This window comes from Streptomyces longwoodensis (assembly GCF_001514125.1).
GTDB lineage: Bacteria > Actinomycetota > Actinomycetes > Streptomycetales > Streptomycetaceae > Streptomyces > Streptomyces longwoodensis.
Genome location: NZ_KQ948564.1, coordinates 1408 through 19444 on the forward strand (window position 1 = coordinate 1408; position 18037 = coordinate 19444).

Sequence of the window (18037 nt, forward strand, 5' to 3'; positions counted from 1 at the left end):
TTGAAGAAGGATGCCGGGAACGTCCGGGACACGGGCAAGGACGTCCACACCCAGTTCCAGGGGCTGTCCGCGTTCTACACGGCGCCCGAGGCCGAGCAGCTGTTCGCCACCACCAAGCCGGTCCAGGACCGCGCCGACGACTTCGCCACCCACCTGGAGACCGTCTCCGGCGCGCTGTCGTCGTACGCCACCGAGATCCGTCCCCTGGTGTCGAAGCTCAAGGAGCTCAAGACCAAGGCGCAGACGTTCGTCAACTCCGTGAAGGACGACGACGACTGGGAGTACGACGGCGACAAGGTCGACGAGCACAACCAGTTGCGGGACGACATCACGGCGACGGTGGCGGCGTTCTGGGCGGCGGAGCGGACGTGTCACAACAAGATCACCGCGATCTGGAACGGCACCCAGATGGTGGCCGGTGACGGTTCGGACCGTAAGGACCAGTACGGCTTCAACGCGGAGGATTTGAAGAACGCGAAGCTGCCCTGGGGTGACCCGGTGGACGAGAAGCACCACTGGTACGAGGTGGGCCACTGGGTGAAGTCCTTCGTCTGGGACGGGCTGATCGTGGACGGGGTATGGGGCACGATCAAGGGCCTGGGCACCCTGGTCGGCTTCGGCGGCTGGGACGCGATGGGCCAGGCCTGGAAGGGCCTCGCGCAACTCGCCACCGGTCTCGCCCTGGCGTCCATCCCCGGTGTCGGTACGGCCTTTTGGCTGGTCCCCGACGACAAGTTGCCCTCCTGGATCCGTGATTCGCGCACCGCGATGAAGGAGACGGGCAAGGCGCTGGTGGCGTGGGACGAGTGGGGCAAGAACCCCGGCCGGGCGGCGGGCGCCGTCACCTTCAACGTCCTGACGACGGTGTTCACGGGCGGCGCGGGCGGTGCCGCGGCGGGCGCGGGCAAGGCCGGCGCGGTCGCCAAGGTCCTCTCCGTGGCGGGCAAGGCCGGCAAGGTCATCGACCCGATGACGTACATCGCCAAGGGCGCGGGCGCGGGCCTCTCGAAGATCGGCGACATCGCGAAGGGCCTCAAGGGCATCGGCAAGATCGAGGTCCCGACCCTCCCGGACGGTTCCGTCCACCTCCCCGACGGCCGGCTCCTGGAGCCGAACGGCAACCTCGTCTCGCCCGACGGCACCATCGACACGACGCCGGTCCCGCACGAGACGGCTCCGGCGTCGTACCAGACGCCCTCGGGCCTCCCCGAGCACTGGACCATCCAGACCCCCGACACCCCGGCCTACGCGGGCGTTCCGCACACGGCGGACAGTGGCGTGCACACCCCTGTCGCGCATACGCCGTCCGACGGAATCCACGGCGGCGTACCGCACTCCACCGGGGGCGGTGGGACGTACACCGGCGGGGCGCCCGTGTCCCACGGCATCCAGGGCGGGATCCCGCACAGCACGGGTGACGCGGTCTCGGCGGGCGCGCACTCCGGTACGACGCCGTCGGCCTGGTACCACGACACCCCGGCGGGCGGCGCGACCCACGACGTCCCGACGACCACGCCGCACGAGACGCCGACGACCACCCCGCACACGGGCGGCCACACCCCCGACGCACCGCACACGCCGGGCCACGACGCCCCCAACGGCCACCCGCACGACGGCTCCCACGGCCCCGGCCACACGGACGACGCCGCCCACGCCGGGGACGACCACGCCCACGCCGGCGACCACGCGGGCACGTGGGACCACGTGGACGTCGGGGACGGCGCCGCGGACGCCGGCGCCCACCACGGCACCGACGTGCCCGTCACCCCGGGCCACCCGGACGTGGACGTCCCGGGGCACCCCGGGGTCATGGAGCCGTTCGAGTACAAGCCGCTCGTGTCCGCGGACGACTTCAATGCACTTACGGACGCCGAAAAGCACGCAGTCGCCCAAGCCGAGCTGGCACACGGCACGAATCCTGCGCCCAGTGTCAGTAATGAAGCAGGACTGAATTACGGCAACGCGTATTGGAACGACTTCCTGGACGACTTGTCCCCCGAGTCTCGGGACGCGCTCAGGACGTACAGCGGCAATGAGTACGGGCTCATCAACAACCACCTTCGCATCAACAGCCCGCTGAGCGACACGCTCAAGCACACCATCGCTGAGATGGACCGCGTGATGGGCACCCGTCCAGTGCCCGAGGACTTGATGGTGGTGCGTGGCACCGCGGTCGATCACATCCAGGTCGACGGGCTGCCGATCGACAGTCCCATCGACATGCTCGGCGAAACCTTCGACGACAAGGCCTTCACTTCGACGGCACTGGGCAAGACGCCGCCGCCCCCGTTCGACGGGAAGCCCGTGTGGATGCACCTCCGAGTGCCGAAAGACACTCCCGCTCTCTGGATCGACCACCTTTCTGAGTATCCCGGCGAACGCGAGTTGCTGCTTGCCCGCGGTTCCGAGTACAAGGTGACGCGCGTGTTCTACGACGAGACGCAAGGCAAGTGGCACATCTATGGCGAGGTGCTGCCGCGGCCGAAGCCCTAGCATCAGCTGCGTTGAGAGCCGAGCCAGTCAAGGAAGTCTTTGATACATGAGCAGCAGTGAACGACCGATCAATCCCCGCTTCGCCGAGGACGTGCATTTCAATCAGGTGGGGTCGGGGCCGTCGCGGTACAAGAGGCGGACCGACAAGCCGGTGCGGTACCTCACGGTGGTGGACAAGGAGAGCGGCGCCGTTCTCGGCTACGTATGGGCGTGCGACGAGGACGACGCCGCCGCATGGGTTTCCCGCAGCGACGCCGGGGGCCGGGGCCTCGCCGAGGGGGGGCACTGGCACACCCGGCTGCAGGATGCCAAGGGACGGGGCATTCCGCCGTCTCAGGCGCTCGCGGAGCTGTCGTCCTCGGAGAGCAACCGGGGGCGCGTCCTGCCCGGCTCGCTCGCCGACGCCCCGAACTCTGACGCGGTCAAGGCCTTGGCCGCGAGCGACTCCTGACCCCGCCCGGTCGCGGCGCCCCCGGCGGGGCAACCCCTCTGCCGGACAACCCGGTTGACGTCCCCCGGGTCCCCCACGATATGCATGACCGTCCGGAAGACGTCATCCACGGAGAGTCACTCACCCATGGCCACCCCGCCCCAGGGCAACCCGTACGCCACCGCCCCCCAGGCCGGCGGTCCCCACCCGTATGCCCAGCCGGGCGGTCACCCCCAGGCGCCCGCCGTCCCGCCGCAGCAGCCGACCGGCAACCCGTTCGCCCGGCCAGGCACCTTCGGGCCACCCCAGGCCCACCCCGGTCAGCCCTACGGGCACCCCGGCACCCCCTACGCCCCCGCACCACCCCACGCCTACCCCGGTCAGCCCTCTCCCCATCCCGGCTACCAAGCCCACCCCGCCCACCCCCAACCCCTCACCCCCGCGTGCAGGTTCTGTGGAGGTTCCCCCGCCGTCCCCGTCACCTTCCGGGCCCACCGTGGGCTGTTGGTCGTCATGACCTTCCGGAAGCTGGACGGGCCGATGTGCGGGACGTGCGGCGTGGCCGTGTACCGGGCGCTCACCACGGAGACCCTCTGGCAGGGCTGGTGGAGTCCCGTCTCGCTGTTCGTGTTCACCCCGTTCACGCTGATCCACAACCTCGTGGTCTCGCGCAAGGTGAAGAAGCTCCAGCCCCCGGCGCCGGGGCAGCACGGGCGGCAGGTCGACCCGGGCGTTCCCGTGCACCGCAGGCCCCTCGCCTACGTCGGCCTGGTCCCGGTCCTGTGGCTCCTGTTCATGATCGTCTCCGGGCTGACGCAGAACCCCTGACCGACGGACCAGCCGACGACACCCACGGCATCCATGGCATCCACGGCACCCACGCCTCCACCCCCCGATCCGCACCCCCGGGTGTACTCCCCGCCCTCCCGTGCCTTATGTTGCACGGGCAAAGTAAGGGGGAGCTTGCATGCCGCAGTACGGGCACGGGCACGATGGAAGGCGCGCGTCGTGAGCCTGGGTCTCGCCGAGGTCGAGGCCCTCGCGCGCGCCGCGCACGCCGGGCAGACGGACAAGGCGGGCCGGCCGTACGCCGAGCACCTGCGCGCCGTCGCCGAGGGCGTCCGCGCCCGGGGCGGCGATGACGAACTCGTCGCCGCGGCCTGGCTGCACGACGCCGTGGAGGACGGCGCGCTGAGCGAGGACTGGCTGCGCACGGCCGACCTGGACCGGCGTACCAAGGACGTCGTCCGCGCGGTGACCAAGCGGCCCGGCGAGGCACCACAGGAGTACGCGCGGCGGATCCTCGCCACCCCGGGCGCCCGGTTGGTCAAGGCGGCGGACCTCGCGCACAACGCCGACCCGGACCGGCTCGCCGTCCTCGACGAGGCCACCGCGCGGCGCCTGGAGCGGAAGTACAGCGCCATGAGGCAGTACTTGGGCCTCACCCCGGACGACTGACCGGCACCGACCGACCGGACCGGCACGCCAGGACCACACCGGCGGACCACACCGGCGGACGACACCAGACGACACCAGCACGGGACGACGACTGAATGGCACGGGACTACGACAGCCAACTGCTCGAGTCGGTCGCGGTACGCCGGCGGCGGATGCGCGACGCGCTGCTGTTCGGCACCCAGCGCGGCCGCCGCACGCTGGACGAGCGGCTCGGCAAGGTGTTCGCGGGCATCGCGATCGCGGCCGTGCTGTGCGCCGGCTGCGTCGGCTGGTCCTTCCTCCAGGCCACCCTGGCCAAGCAGAAGGCCGAGCAGGACAAGCAGCGGCAGCAGCAGGAGCAGTTGTACAACCCCTCCGGCAGCAGCCCCTCGGGCACTCCGTCGGGCGGCCCGTCCGGCAGCGCCTCCGGCGCGAGTGGGGAGAAGCGGTGAAGACGACCGACAGGGGTGACGGGACCCCCTCGAACGGGGCCCGTGGCCGAAATGACGCGATGATAGGTTCCGGTGAGTGGTGAGCACTGCAACGACGTCTCGGACCCAGCTGAGCCGAGTCACCCTGATCGGTGAACGGCGGCGCGCCGACCTCGTCCTGCCGTCGGACACGCCGATCGGTCAACTGCTGCCCGACATACTGCGGTTGCTCGACGACCGGGTCGCCACGCGGCCCACCACCCGGCAACTGGTCACCTCCGACGGCTCGGTGCTGCCGAACGACGCCACGCTGTCCTCGGCCGAGGTCGCCGACGGCGCCGTCCTCCAGCTCGTGCGGGCGCACGCCGCGCCCCCCGCGCCGGTCGTGCACGACGTCACCGACCAGGTCGCCGACGACCTCGACCTGCGTGCCTGGCGCTGGCGTCCGGCCGCGCGCCGGGTCAGCGCCGGGGTCGCCACCGTCGTGTTCGCCGTGTCCGCGGCGGTGCTGGCGCGGCACGAGTTCGCGTTGGAGTCCGTCACCACCGCGCTGCTGGCGGCCACCGTGGTCTTCCTGCTGGCCGGTGCCGTCGTGGCGAAGGTCGGCGAGGGCAATCTGGGGCTCGCCACCGCGCTGCTGTTCGCCGCCGGCGGGCTCGGCCTGCTCGCCGCGTGGACCGCCGCCGACGCCTACGACTGGTCCGGCGAAGCCCGGCTGGCCGGCGTCGTCGGCGCGCTGGTGCTCACGCTGGTCGCGCTCGCCTACTTCTCACCGCTCGGCCGCGGCGGGCTGATCGGCGCCGTCGCCGCCGTCGCCGTCGCGCTCGTCTGGGAGGCCGTCGCCGCGCTGCAGGACCGCCCGGACCGGCTCGGTGCCGTGATGGCCGTGTTCTCCGTGGTGCTGCTCGGCCTGCTGCCGCGGCTCGCGCTGATGGCCTCCGGGCTCACCGGTCTCGACGACCGGCGGTCCTCGGGCGTCTCCGTCAGCCGCCACCAGGTCTCCAACGCGCTCGCCGCCACGCACCGCGGGCTCGCCCTGGCCACCGTGGTCGCGGCCGCCTCGGCCGCCGGCGGCGGCTGGCTGCTGACGACCGCCGACGAGCCGAGCGTGTGGACGGTGGTCCTCGCCTCGCTCACCGCCGTGGTGCTGCTGTCGCGGGCCCGCGCGTTCCCGCTGGTCGCGGAGGTCGTGGCGCTGTTCGGCGCGGCGGCCGTGCTCGTCGTGCGCCTCGCGGTGCTGTGGCTGGACCACTCCGGCGGGGCCGGTGCGCTGGCGCTGCTGGCGGCGGCCGCGGTGCTGCCGCTGCTGGTCCTCGCGATCGAACCGCCCGAGCACGTGCGGGTACGGCTGCGCAGGCTCGCCGATCTCATCGAGTCCTTCGGCGTGATCGGGCTGTTCCCGCTGGCCGTCGGTGTGTTCGGCATCTACGGGCAGTTGCTCGACAAGTTCTGAGTTCCGAGGGACGACGCGGCGGTGCTCCGGGGGAGGCCGACGCAAGGGGAGAAGGGCGACATGCCGAGCGGTGAGAACTGGCAGAACGACGTGCTGCGCGACCTGAGGGCCGGCGCGGCCCCCCAGCAGGCCGCGTCACAGCAGCCCGCGGGCCAGCAGCCCCCGTCGCAGCACGCTGCCCCGGAGCAGCACGCTGCCGCGCAGCAGCCCGCCCCCGACGGGGGCGCCCCCGCACCCCGGCCCTCGGCCCACCCCGGCGTGCCCGCGCAGAACGCCCCGGGCCCGGGCCGTCCCGACCCGTCCCCGCAGGCCGGCCCCGGCTACGGCTACCCCCAGCAGCAGCCGTCGTACGGCTACCCGCAGCAGCCCGCCCCCGCCTACGGCTACCCGCAGCAGCCGTACGGCGAGCAGGGCGCGCCCGCCGCGTCGTACCCCCAGCAGCCGTACGGTGACCAGGGCGCCGCCGCCCCGGGCCACCAGCAGCCCTACGGCGACCAGGGCCCCGTACCCGCCGCCCCCTACGCCCAGCAGCAGCCCCACCCCGGACACCAGGCCCCGCAGCCGGACCGGCACGCCGCCCCGGCCCCGCAGCCGCCCGCACAGCCGCAGCCCCCCGCCCGGGGCGCCGGTGCCGCCGCGCGCCGGGGCTCCGTGCCCGACACCCGCCCCGTCCTGGACAAGCGGCTGTCCGCCGCCGCCCTCAAGCCGCGCCGAGGCGAGCCGTTCGCCGCCCGGGCGCTGCGCGCGGTGCGCCGTACCGTGTCGTCGTCCGCCGCGCGCGAGGTCGCCGGGGCCACCGCGACCGCCGAGGTGCTGCAGCGGCCCGTCACCACCGGGCGGCAGATCGCGGTCACCTCCATCCGCGGCGGCTCCGGCAAGACCACCGTCGCCGCGCTGCTCGGCGCCACCTACGCGCACTACCGGCAGGACCCGGTGCTGATCGTCGAGGCCGACCCGGCGCTCGGCTCGCTGCCGGTGCGGCTCGGCGCGGAGAGCCTGCGCTGGACCACCGGTGACCTCGCCGCCCTCGTCGAACCGCAGATGTCGCTGCTGGACATCACCGGCTACCTCGTCCAACTCCCCGAGAACGCCTGGCTGTTGCCGGGCAGCCAGGGGCAGGTGGGCGCGATGCTCGACACCCGCGGCTACGAGCGGGTGATGGTGTCGCTGCGCCGCTACTTCGGCGTGACCGTCGTCGACTGCGAGACGCTGCCCGCCGAGGTGGCCCGTACCGCGCTGTCCGCCGCGCAGGCCCGGGTGCTCACCGTGCCCGCCACCCTGGAGGGCATCGCCAGCACCCGCTCGGTGCTGGAGTGGATGCGCGGCCTGCCCCGGGACATCACCACCTCGACCGTCGTCGTCCTCACCGAGACCGTCCCGCACCGCGGGCTCGACCTGGACAAGGCCGCCGAGCAGCTCAAGGCGACCGGGGCGAGCGTGCTGACCCTGCCCTACGACCGGCACCTCGCGGCCGGCGGCGCCATCCGCACCGACCTGCTCGCCCGCGCCACCCGGCAGGCCGTGACCCGGCTCGCCGCGGACGTCTTCGAACTGTCCCAGAAGCGCCGTTGAGCCCCCTCCGAGGGACCCCACAGAGGCCACGACGATGAGTACCCGACTGATCCACCGCCCGGCGCGCACCACCCGGCCGCCGGCCGCCAGCGAACCGCGCACCATAGAGGCGCCGCCCAACCTGCCCGAGGGCAAGGCGGGTTCGATCGCCACGTCGCTGCTGCCCGTGGCCGGCGTGATGTCGTCCGTCGTGATGATGACGGTCGTGCGCAACAGCCAGTTCGCGGGGCTCGGCGCGATCATCCTGGTCGTCACCCTGGTGGGCTCGCTCACCCTGGTGTTCTCCCAGCGCGGCAAGGCCCAGCGCACCCGCCGCACCCAGCGCGAGGCCTACCTCGCCTACCTGGAGGACCTGCGCGAGGAGCTGTCCCGGGAGGAGCGCGAGCGCGCGGAGACCGCCCAGGTGCTCAACCCGCCGCCGGACGCCCTCTACGACGTCGTGCGCGACCCGGCCCGACTGTGGGAACGGCGGCGCCTGGACGGCGACTTCCTGCGCGTGCGGGTCGGCACCGGCGAGATGCCCGTGCGGGACCTCAAGGTCGGCCAGCAGGGCTCGTCCGTGCTGACCCCGCCGGACCAGTTCATGCTGAACGAGGCGTCCGCGCTGATGGCCCGCTTCCGCACCGGCACCGACCTGCCGCTGACCGTGCCGCTCGACCGGGTCGGCAACGTCAGCGTCATCGGCCGCCGCGAGGACACCCTCCGCGTCGCCCGCGCCCTGCTCGTGCAGGCCGCCGCCATGCACGCCCCCGACGACGTGGCGCTGGCGCTGGCCGCGCCCGGTGACCGCGTCGCCGACTGGGAGTGGGCCAAGTGGCTGCCCCACCTGCTCGACCCCGAGCAGTTCGACGGGCCGGTCAGCGCCCGCCGCATCGCCCCCTCGATGCCCCAACTGGCCCGCCAGATCGGCCCGGAGCTGCGCCGCCGCGCCTCCTACGCGGCCGAGGTGCGCCGCGGCCTGTCCGGGCGGGACGCCCTCGCGATGACCTCGCGGCTGCTCGTCGTCGCCGACGCGCACGGCGACGACGCGGTCGACCTGCCCCGGCCCGACGACGCGGTCGGGCTGCGCGACATGGGCGTCACGGTGCTGCACCTGCTCGACGAGCGGATCCAGGAACCCGGCAGCGTCGGCGTGCGGATCACCGTCGACGGCGAGCGCATCGCCATCGAGGACCTGCGCGAGGAGGAGCCGATCGGCGCCCACGGCACCGTCGACGAGGTCGGCGTGCCGTTCGCCGAGGGCTTCGCCCGCATGCTCGCCCCGCTGCGCCTGTCCGCCGACTCGATGGCCGCCGACACCCCGCTGAGCGGTCCGGTCGACTTCGCCGACCTCCTCGGCATCGACGACGTCGCCGACCTCGACCTGGCCCGGCTGTGGGCGCCGCGCGGCGAACGCGCCTTCCTGCGCGTGCCGATCGGCGTCAGCGACTCCCACGACCCGGTCCTGCTCGACCTGAAGGAGTCCTCCGAGCTCGGCATGGGCCCGCACGGCCTGTGCGTCGGCGCCACCGGCTCCGGCAAGTCCGAGCTGCTGCGCACCCTGGTCCTCGCCCTGGTCGCCACCCACCCGCCGGAGGACCTCGCGCTGGTCCTGGTCGACTACAAGGGCGGCGCCACCTTCGCGCCCTTCGCCGACCTCCCGCACGTGGCCGGCGTGATCACCAACCTGGAGAACCAGGCCGGCCTCGTCGAGCGCGTCCACGCCTCGCTGGCCGGCGAGGTCAAGCGCCGCCAGCAGGTCCTCAAGGACGCGGGCAACGTCGCCGACATCGGCCACTACGCGGCCCTGCGCGCCGAGAAGCGCCCCGACCTCGACCCGCTGCCGCACCTGTTCGTGGTGATCGACGAGTTCGGTGAACTCCTCACCGCCAAGCCGGACTTCATCGACCTGTTCCTGTCCATCGGCCGCATCGGCCGCTCCATCGGCGTGCACCTGCTGCTGTCCAGCCAGCGCATCGAGGGCGGCAAGCTCAAGGGCCTGGACACCTACCTGTCGTACCGGCTCGGCCTGCGCACCTTCTCCGCCGACGAGTCGCGCACCGTCCTGGACACCACCGACGCCTTCCACCTGCCGCCGCTGCCCGGCTTCGGCTACCTCAAGGTCGACACCAGCCACTACGAGCGGTTCAAGGCCGGCTACGTCTCCGGCGCCTACCGCGGCCCCGTGCGCCGCGAGGAGGAGGACACCGGACCGCTCGCCCTGGAGTACGAGGCGTACAACACCCTCGGCCAGGAGGAGAGCGCCGCGCCCCAGGAGCCGCAGATGCGGCGCCGGGAGACCGGGCCCACCGAGATGGGCGTCATGGTCCAGCAGCTGGAGAACGCGGGCGCCCGCCCCGTGCGCCAGATCTGGCTGCCCCCGCTGCCCGACGCCGTCGCCCTCGACAAGGTCGCGGGCCCCCTGGAGGTCGGCGCGCGCGGCATGCAGCTGGCCGCGCGGCGCGGACCGCTCCAGGTGCCGCTGGGCCTCCTGGACGACCCGACCCGGCAGTGGCAGGGCCAGTGGTACCTGGACCTCACGGTCGCCGGCGGCCACGCGGCCGTCATCGGCGGACCCCAGTCCGGCAAGACCACCCTGCTGCGCACCCTCGCCCTGTCCCTCGCGCTCACCCACACCCCGCAGGAGGTCGGCGTCTACGGCCTCGACCTGGTCGGCGGCGGCCTCCAGGCCCTGGCCGGGCTGCCGCACGTCGGCGGCGTCGCCGGCCGCGCCGACCGGGAGCGGGCCGCCCGCACCATCGACTCGGTGCGCGGCATGCTCGACCAGCGCGAGGAGCTGTTCCGCGTCCACAACATCGACTCCCTGGAGCAGCTGCGCACCCTGCGCGCGGCGGGCCGGCTGTCCGAGCTGGCGTCCACGGAGATCGTGCTGCTGATCGACGGGTTCGGCGCCCTGCGCGACGACTTCGAGGAACTGGACGACGCGGTCGTCGACATCCTCAAGCGCGGCAGCGGCTACGGCATCCACGTCGTCGCGGGCATGCTGCGCTGGAACGACGTGCGGATCGCGACCCAGTCGCAGTTCGGCACCCGCGTCGAGCTGCGGCTGAACGACCCGAGCGAGTCCAGCATCGAGCGCAAGCTCGCCCAGACCCTCGCCCCGGAGGAGAAGGGCCGCGTCCTCACCGACCGCAAGCTGTTCGCGCAGGTCGCGCTGCCCCGCACCGACGGCCTCGCCGACACCTCCGACCTGGGCGCGGTCCTGGAGCGCACCGCCCGCACGATCCGCGCCACCTGGACCGGCGAGGTCGCCCAGCCGGTGCGGGTCCTGCCGCACGTCCTGGAGCCGCAGCTGCTGCCCGGCCCGGCCGCCGAACCGCGCCGGGTGCCCATCGCCCTGGACCAGACCCACCTCGCGCCGGTCATGCTCGACCTGTTCCGGCACGACCAGCACCTGCTGGTCCTCGGCGACAGCGAGTGCGGCAAGACCAACCTGCTCAAGGTGATCGCCCAGGGCCTCATCGAGCGCTACGGCGACGACGAGCTGGTCTTCGGCGTGATGGACCCCCGCCGCGGCCTGCGCGGCGCCATCCCCGAGGAGTACCGGGGCGGTTACGCCTACAACGCCAAGCTGTGCGGCGCGCTCGCGGCGGGCATCGCCACCGAACTGGACAAGCGGCTGCCCGACGACGGCGCCGACGGCTCCGACCTGGAGCCGGGCAGCTTCTCCGGCCCGCGCATCGTGATCCTGGTCGACGACTACGACGTGCTGACCACCGCCGGCCAGCAGCCGCTCGCGCCGTTCGTGCCGTACATCCCCTCGGCGCAGGACATCGGGCTGCACTTCGTGCTGACCCGCCGCGTCGCGGGCGCCTCACGCGGGCTGTACGAGCCGTTGATGATGGGCCTGCGCGAGTCGGGCGCCGCCGCGCTGGTGATGACCGGCGACCGCAGCGAGGGCCAGCTCTTCACCGGCGTCTACGCCTCCCAGCAGCCGCCCGGCCGGGGCGTGCTGGTGCGCCGGGGCGAGCCGAACCGGCTGATCCAGACCGTCTACGCGGGGGAGAGGGTGAACCCATGACGAAGGACGTCGTCGCGCTCACGAAGAAGATGCCGGACCCGCTGAGCGTGATCGCGGGCCTGCTCTCCGGCGGCCCCGACCTGCTGGTCGGCGCCGAGGCGGAGGGGGCGCTCGTCCGGCTGCACGACGAGCAGGGCCGCCCGCTGCTGTCCGTGGAGGCCCCGCTCCTCGTGCAGGTCAGGGGCGAGGCGCAGCGGCTGCTCGGCGCGAGCGAGCCGGAGGTGCCGTACTGGTGGACCGAGGCGCGCGCCACCACCGGCGTGAAGGAGGCCGAGGCGCTCGCCGGGACCTTCGTGGGGCGCATCGCCACGCTGGTCGGCGGCACCGCCTGGCCGCGCGGGGCGGCCACCTCGATCGGGGTGGTGAACACCGACGGCATGACGGCGGTGCCGGTGCCGGCGGCCGCGCAGCCCGCCGTGGACGTGCTCACCGACAAGGTCGCCGTGGTCATCCAGGACCGGCCGGTCGTCGCGATGACCTCCTGGCTCGCGGACACCTTCCGGGCCGCCGCCGAGGCCGAGTTGGGCCTGCAGATCGTCACCCCGGCGGGCACCCGGCTGTCGCCGGCGGTGCGCGGCGCGCTGCCGGGCTGGCCGTCGCGCTGGGTCGTCCAGGACGAGAAGTGCGGCTACTACGACGGCCTGTCCGGCGCGATCCTGCAGTGGGCGAACGGCCTGTTCGTCACGCTGGAGTCGCCCGACGCGACGGCCGAGGACCCGCGCACCCCCATCGCGGAGACCTTCGCCCAGGGGGCCGCGGACACCGGGGAGCGCCAGCTGGCGGTCTCCTTCCGCTGCGTGCACCCCGCCGACGACCGGCTGGTGCTCGGCGGCGCCGTGGAGTCGGTCTGGCGCGAGATCACCGGCGAGCCCCCGGCCGGCTGGGGCACCGAGGAGCCCGCCAACCTGCCCTGGTCGCTGCGTCAGCTCACCGACGTGGCGTTCGAGCGGTCGCCGGAGCCGACGTGGGTGGTCGTGGTCGGCACCCCGGAGCGGCCCGGCCTCGCGACGGTGCGGATCACCCGGACGACGGCGGGCGTCGAGGAGGACGTCACGCTGGCGTTCGGCTACGGCGCCGCCGAGGAGCCGCCGACCGAGGCGGTGCAGCGGGCCGCGGAGGCGCTGGCCACCCGCCACGACCTCCAGTCGATGCTGGTCCAGGTCCGCAGGGCCCGCCGCGACCTCTCCGTCCCGCCGCACTTCGAGGGCCCGGGCGTGCCGTACGCCTTCGTGCTGGGCGCCGAGGAGGTCCGAACGATGCCCGGCGACCGGGCCCGCCGCACGCCGCTGCGCGAGAAGCCGCGGGAGCTGGGCCCGAGGACCCGCCCGGCGCTGTACTACCCGTTCCCGGGCGACCCGTCGGACCTGTCGGGCTGGCAGGACTTCGAGCGCCTGATGCGGCACCTCAAGGGCAGCTGACCGGGGGCGGCCGACCAGGGGCAGCCGACCAGGTGGAGCCGACGGAGCGCGGACCCCGCGCGGGACGGAGGCCTCAGGCGGAGACCTTCTCCCGCCGGGGCTCGCGCTCCTGCGCGGCCCGCACCGGGTCCTTGCGGAACGCCCAGTCCATGCGGGGCTCCACGACGCACCGGAACACCCGCCGCACGGGGGCGCTGCACAGCACGGTGACGGCGGCCGCGACGGCCAGGCTCACCGTGAGCATGCCGAGGTGGGTGTGGAAGAACGGGCGGGCGAACACGCCCCGGTAGTCGGCGGCCTTGATCAGGAAGCCGTGCAGCAGGTAGCCGTACAGGGTGCCGGCGCCCAGCGCGGTGAACCACAGGGTCCGTCCCGGCACCCACGCGAAGAAGCACGCGGTGAGCAGCAGGGAGCAGCCGAACAGCGCGAGCTGCATGACGGGCCCCACCCACCAGGGCGCGGCCAGCTCCTGCGCGGCGTCGCGGTGGTAGAACCAGGCGGTGTTCATCCGCGGCACGGCCCAGTACGCGAACGCCAGCGCCAGGGCGAACACGGGGACGGCGGCGATCCGCACGGACGCGCGCCGCACCAGCCGGAAGTGCTCGGGCTTCAGGCACAGGCCGAGGACGAAGAACGGCAGGAACTGCAGGACCCGCTGGAGGTCGAGGTCGTCCCCGATGCCGGGGGTGACGGAGGCCAGCATGGCCAGGACCAGCGCGATCGGCAGGGGCCACCGCACGAGCTTCCAGACGGGGGTGGTGAGCCGCCAGATGAACAGGGCGACCAGGAACCAGGTCAGGTACCAGGGGTCCAGCAGGGTGATGTCCATGGGCTGCCCGTCGACCGCCTGCCGGAACAGCGGGTACGCCGTCTCGAACACCACGTAGGGCACCGCCACGCCGGTGATCAGCCGTCTCAGCCGGTCGGGGCTGCCGTCGAAGCTGCGGGAGAAGAACCCGGAGACGACGATGAACGCCGGCATGTGGAAGGCGTACACGAACAGGTACGCGGCCTGCAGCGTCCGGCTGTCGCCCTTGAGCGGCTCCCAGGAGTGGGCCACGGCCACCAGCACGATCGCGAGGTACTTGGCGTTGTCGAAGAACGCGTCACGACCGGGGCGCGGCGGGCGGGGACTCGGGACCGGGGACGAGGCGGCGTGGAACATCTGAGGCACCCTAGCGGTGTCCGTGGGTTTGCGTAAAACCCCTGACGTCATTCCGGGTTGGCGGCGGAGCGAGCCCTTCCCGACTACCCGGAATTCCGACAAGGACACGTGTCATACGAACCACACCGGCATCCGGTATGCCCCGCTACATCCCTCCAAGTCCCCGCGAAATCACCACAAAAAGCCCCACGCCTCCCACCGCCCGACGGCAATTCGCATTTCCCGCGAATACGTTGTGCGGATAGGACGTCGATACGACGCCGAAGTCCCCCGGACGGCCTCCCCCGTACGGCTGTCGAATTGCCGTGCGGGGCGCTTGGTCCGGCATCACCCACGACTGATGTCCCATGACCCGCATGGCGCGGCCCTGTTGGTGGCACGATGGTCCATGCGGGGGTGCGTCCCCGGGCCGGGAGAGCGGACGACCGAGGGTGTGATCAGTTGTGGCCATTTCACTGTCTGTGGTGCTGCTGTTGGCGATCATCCTGGTGGTGTTGATGCGGGGCGGCTCCATCAAGGCGGGCCCGGCGATCGTCGCCATCCTCTTCGGCTTCTTCCTCGCCTCCACGGGCATGGCCCCGTCGATCAACAGGTTCCTGAACTCCCTGGCGGAGACGATCAACTCGATCAGCTTCTGACCGGACCGGGACGGGGGCGCGCGGAGCCCCCCGGGAACGACCCAGGCCCAGGAAGCGGGAAAGCACCCGCTCACCTGGGCCTGTGTCGTGCTGGAGCGGGCGACGGGAATCGAACCCGCGTAGCCAGTTTGGAAGATCGCGTACGTGGATGGTGTCTGACCTGGCGAGACGGCGACCTGCCGTTTCTTCCGGAGGTCGCCGCCGTTTCCCGTGGTTCCCCCCTGCGCACCTCGGTGCGGGGCACGCAGGGGGCACGGTGGCCGGTCGGTCAGCCTCGATACAGCAGAAGGGCTGCGAGACCTGTCAGGGCCATGATCAGATTCGCGAACGCCGAAATGAGCGCGGCCATGTTGGAAGCCTCAGGCGCTCTGCTCATTGCCCAGGGTGTACTATTCTGCGACGAGAGACAGTTGTCTCTTGTCGCAGGCTTCGGAGGGTCGTCGTGCACAGGCACGATCTCCTTTCGAGTGTCGAGTGACCCGCACGGCGTGTCCGCCAAGACTCATCGCCATGCGGGTCTTCAGTGTGCAATTGGGCACCCTAGCAGGTGGGCTGCCAACTAGCCGTCCATCTCTGGCTCTTGCCCTGTCCCGTAGCGCTGCCCTGGTCGGAGACCGTAGCAGCGCAAGGACTACCCCCCTATCTGGGCGGCTCGTTAGTCGATCGCTTCCGGCAACGAAGCGCTTGCTGTCGCGCGTCGCCTTGGCGGGGCGTTGCTGTGGCCTTGGTGGGGCGTTGGCGGGGTGTTCATCAGCTTCCAGGGACCACCAAGGTTGGCTGGAACAGACGCATGCTGCTGTCAGCGTCCCGGGGTGTCGCAACAGTCGACGTGCCTCTAGGGTCCGCTCATGAAGTTGATGCTGACCTTGATGACAGCTTTGGGGGGCCTGCTCCCGTTGGCAGCCATCGTCTGGGGCGGGCTGGCCCTTCGGGAGGACTACCGCAAGTTGGTCAGCGACCTGGACGCAATCGATCTAGTCATCGAAGCTCCGGAGGGCACCTACGCATCGTCCGAGGCGCAGAGCGCTGCCATGTACGCCATCCGAGAGCCGAAGTTCAACGGTGGGCGCCTTACCTACACCTACGAGTGGAGCCAGCGGCTGGTCTGGGCACAGGCTATGAACGATCTTCGAGGCCCGGCGTGGCTGGCTGCTGGTGGTCTCGTGCTAGCTACGGTTGCTGGAGTTTGGTCAATTTGGGTCTGAGCGAACATGACCGCTTCGCGCCCGATTGCAACCTCAGCCCACCACTCGCCCCAGCTCCCATCCCGTCCGCCGTCGACCCACACACCGTGGAGCGGGCGTGGTTCAGGGCGTCCAGGTGGAGCGCGCCACTGTACGAACGACCTGGACGCCCTGGGCCGCGTCTGCTCGGCTCTGCCTGGGTTGTCGGTGGACGGGATGGGAGCTCCCCCACGCACGCCACTACGAGCCCGCGGGCGGGAACGGCGCCCCCTCCATCCCGGTGCCGGCTGATCCCCCGCCGGAGGAATTGCCTTGACCGTATGCCGCTTTATGAGGTGATCGACTCATGGCTACCGGCCCTACCCACATGTGGGCGCGCGTCGGCGCAGCGTGCGCGGAGCGGGCCGAAGGCAGGAGCGCAGCGCGCAGCGGAGCCGGGAAGCGCGCCCGGCGGAGCGGAGCGCAGCCGGGGCTTGATGAGGTAGAGAAACCTGTAACAGCCGGCGCATCACGCGTCGAAGTCGTACTCCAGGACGTACGAAGCTGCGTCAAGCGTCATCTCGTTGATCTCGACGGGGCGCCCCTCGTCGGCGAACGCCGTCCGGCAGATGAGGATCACGGGTGTACCCGCTGAGATGCCAAGCTGCTGTGCCTCATCCCTCGTAGGCATGCGTGAGCGGATCTCCTCGCGGAAGTGCACAGGCTTGTACCCAAGCTCTGCGAGGCGGGCGTACGTTCCACCCGGGCCGGTGTCCTTCTGTGTGATCGCTGAACCTGCCACGACCGATGTGGGGAGGTAGCTGGTAGCGAACATGACGGGTTTCTCATCCAAGACGAACCGTCGGCGACGCACGCACACGGTCTCACCCTGTCCTAGATCCAGGACCCGGTCGACGTGTTCTGGTGCAGCCTCCTCCGACACCGCCACTTGATCGACTGTAAGTGTGCGGGTCTCGATGTCCGCTGACCAGATGGATCGACCGCTTCCCCACTGTTCCTGAGAGAGCCGCTGGATGCCTCGGCGCCTCAAGGGTCTAAATGACCGAACGAACACGCCGGCGCCTTTACGGGACTCGGCTAGACCTTCGTCCTTGAGCACACCCAGAGCCTGGCGGGCCGTCATGCGCGCTACGCCGTGCTCGGCGATGAGGTCGTTCTCCCCCGGAAGCCGATCACCAGGACCGTACTCGCCCGACTGGATCGCTTCACGTAGAGAGTCCGCGATCCGCTGGTACTTCGGACGACGGTCGTCGCCGGTGCTGGCCATTCCGGAGCCCTCCCTCCTACTTCTCTAGACACCCCACTCTAGGGCAACACGTGTTGCCTCGCCTCCTGCGTGTAGCCCGCATAAGCGCCTCTCAACATCTCTAGACATCTTGCTTGACATCTCTAGAGACCTACAGTCAAAGTGGAGATGTCTAGAGAGGTCACACTGGGTGGCCTCCTGAACGAGGGATGCGCTCATGCCGTCTTTCAAGATCGACCTTCAGACCGCTGTGGTGTTCGTGGCGACTGCGCCCGTGCCGAAGCTGGCCAACGCCAAGACCGGTGAGCGGGCAATGGACCGGGAGACCGGTGCGGCCCTGTCGACGGTGGGCCTGCTGGTCTCCGACGAGGGAGAGGGCAACCTCTACCAGGTCACGATCCCCGAGACGGGCTACCCGGAGGGTCTGGCGCCGGGCATGCCGGTCAAGGTGATCGGCCTGAAGGCGCGGGACTGGGAGAACGAGTTCAACGGCCAGAAGCGGCACGGGATCTCATTCCGCGCGGTCGCGATCACCCCGGCGGCCTGATC

The 18037-nt window shown here is 71.6% G+C and carries 14 protein-coding genes; 12 read left to right on the top strand and 2 right to left on the bottom strand.

What is annotated here, in order from left to right:
* The 9 genes from AQJ30_RS32460 to AQJ30_RS32500 all read left to right on the top strand — a co-directional run.
* The coding region (locus tag AQJ30_RS32460) for an ADP-ribosyltransferase (protein WP_067241080.1) at positions 1 to 2493 on the top strand (2493 nt) is incomplete at its 5' end.
* 46 nt (positions 2494 to 2539) lie between these two features.
* Positions 2540 to 2944 carry a hypothetical protein gene (locus tag AQJ30_RS32465; RefSeq protein ID WP_067241082.1) on the top strand — a complete coding sequence of 135 codons (405 nt, stop codon included), beginning with the start codon at positions 2540 to 2542 and terminating at the stop codon, positions 2942 to 2944.
* 126 nt (positions 2945 to 3070) lie between these two features.
* The gene (locus AQJ30_RS39650; protein ID WP_245727233.1) at positions 3071 to 3751 is read left to right on the top strand and encodes a hypothetical protein; all 681 of its coding nucleotides are present in this window, start codon (positions 3071 to 3073) and stop codon (positions 3749 to 3751) included.
* Positions 3752 to 3937: 186 nt separating this feature from the next.
* Positions 3938 to 4381 (top strand): HD domain-containing protein, encoded by a 444-nt coding sequence (locus AQJ30_RS32475; RefSeq protein WP_067241327.1) that lies wholly within the window; start codon positions 3938 to 3940, stop codon positions 4379 to 4381.
* A 95-nt stretch (positions 4382 to 4476) separates the two neighbouring features.
* The gene (locus tag AQJ30_RS32480) at positions 4477 to 4812 is read left to right on the top strand and encodes a hypothetical protein (protein WP_067241084.1); all 336 of its coding nucleotides are present in this window, start codon (positions 4477 to 4479) and stop codon (positions 4810 to 4812) included.
* A 76-nt stretch (positions 4813 to 4888) separates the two neighbouring features.
* Entirely contained in the window at positions 4889 to 6244 is a 1356-nt protein-coding gene (gene eccD, locus AQJ30_RS32485) for a type VII secretion integral membrane protein EccD (protein WP_067241086.1), read from the top strand.
* A gap of 60 nt (positions 6245 to 6304) precedes the next feature.
* Positions 6305 to 7816: a MinD/ParA family ATP-binding protein gene (locus tag AQJ30_RS39655; RefSeq protein WP_079084451.1), complete on the top strand. Its 1512-nt coding sequence runs from the start codon at positions 6305 to 6307 to the stop codon at positions 7814 to 7816.
* A gap of 34 nt (positions 7817 to 7850) precedes the next feature.
* Positions 7851 to 11837: a type VII secretion protein EccCa gene (gene eccCa / locus AQJ30_RS32495; protein ID WP_067241087.1), complete on the top strand. Its 3987-nt coding sequence runs from the start codon at positions 7851 to 7853 to the stop codon at positions 11835 to 11837.
* Positions 11834 to 13255 carry a DUF6177 family protein gene (locus tag AQJ30_RS32500; RefSeq protein ID WP_067241088.1) on the top strand — a complete coding sequence of 474 codons (1422 nt, stop codon included), beginning with the start codon at positions 11834 to 11836 and terminating at the stop codon, positions 13253 to 13255. Before eccCa ends, AQJ30_RS32500 begins: the two co-directional genes overlap by 4 nt.
* Positions 13256 to 13328: 73 nt before the next feature.
* Here AQJ30_RS32500 and AQJ30_RS32505 read toward each other — a convergent pair whose 3' ends face one another.
* Positions 13329 to 14420 (bottom strand): acyltransferase family protein, encoded by a 1092-nt coding sequence (locus tag AQJ30_RS32505; RefSeq protein WP_067241090.1) that lies wholly within the window; start codon positions 14418 to 14420, stop codon positions 13329 to 13331.
* Positions 14421 to 14863: 443 nt separating this feature from the next.
* On the opposite strand from AQJ30_RS32505, the gene AQJ30_RS32510 reads away from it, so the two are divergent.
* Both AQJ30_RS32510 and AQJ30_RS32515 read left to right on the top strand, forming a co-directional pair.
* Positions 14864 to 15058, top strand: a complete 195-nt coding sequence (locus AQJ30_RS32510; protein WP_067241091.1) for a hypothetical protein — start codon at positions 14864 to 14866, stop codon at positions 15056 to 15058.
* An 848-nt stretch (positions 15059 to 15906) separates the two neighbouring features.
* Positions 15907 to 16263: a hypothetical protein gene (locus tag AQJ30_RS32515; protein WP_067241093.1), complete on the top strand. Its 357-nt coding sequence runs from the start codon at positions 15907 to 15909 to the stop codon at positions 16261 to 16263.
* A gap of 487 nt (positions 16264 to 16750) precedes the next feature.
* On the opposite strand, the gene AQJ30_RS32520 is transcribed toward AQJ30_RS32515, so the two are convergent.
* A complete protein-coding gene (locus AQJ30_RS32520; protein ID WP_067241095.1) occupies positions 16751 to 17509 on the bottom strand; it encodes a GntR family transcriptional regulator in 759 nt (252 codons plus the stop codon).
* A 196-nt stretch (positions 17510 to 17705) separates the two neighbouring features.
* Here AQJ30_RS32520 and AQJ30_RS32525 point away from each other — a divergent pair, with 196 nt between their 5' ends.
* Complete coding sequence (locus AQJ30_RS32525; RefSeq protein WP_067241099.1) at positions 17706 to 18035, top strand: SCO3933 family regulatory protein; 330 nt, start codon at positions 17706 to 17708, stop codon at positions 18033 to 18035.
* Positions 18036 to 18037 lie beyond the last annotated feature (2 nt).

Excerpts from the sequence above, each read along its gene's own strand:
- AQJ30_RS32465 (WP_067241082.1), top strand. The coding sequence starts at position 2,540 with ATGAGCAGCAGTGAACGACCGATCAATCCCCGCTTCGCCGAGGACGTG.
- AQJ30_RS39650 (WP_245727233.1), top strand. The coding sequence starts at position 3,071 with ATGGCCACCCCGCCCCAGGGCAACCCGTACGCCACCGCCCCCCAGGCC.
- AQJ30_RS32480 (WP_067241084.1), top strand. The coding sequence starts at position 4,477 with ATGGCACGGGACTACGACAGCCAACTGCTCGAGTCGGTCGCGGTACGC.
- AQJ30_RS39655 (WP_079084451.1), top strand. The coding sequence starts at position 6,305 with ATGCCGAGCGGTGAGAACTGGCAGAACGACGTGCTGCGCGACCTGAGG.
- eccCa (WP_067241087.1), top strand. The coding sequence starts at position 7,851 with ATGAGTACCCGACTGATCCACCGCCCGGCGCGCACCACCCGGCCGCCG.
- AQJ30_RS32500 (WP_067241088.1), top strand. The coding sequence starts at position 11,834 with ATGACGAAGGACGTCGTCGCGCTCACGAAGAAGATGCCGGACCCGCTG.
- AQJ30_RS32505 (WP_067241090.1), bottom strand. The coding sequence starts at position 14,420 with ATGTTCCACGCCGCCTCGTCCCCGGTCCCGAGTCCCCGCCCGCCGCGC.
- AQJ30_RS32515 (WP_067241093.1), top strand. The coding sequence starts at position 15,907 with ATGAAGTTGATGCTGACCTTGATGACAGCTTTGGGGGGCCTGCTCCCG.
- AQJ30_RS32520 (WP_067241095.1), bottom strand. The coding sequence starts at position 17,509 with ATGGCCAGCACCGGCGACGACCGTCGTCCGAAGTACCAGCGGATCGCG.
- AQJ30_RS32525 (WP_067241099.1), top strand. The coding sequence starts at position 17,706 with ATGCCGTCTTTCAAGATCGACCTTCAGACCGCTGTGGTGTTCGTGGCG.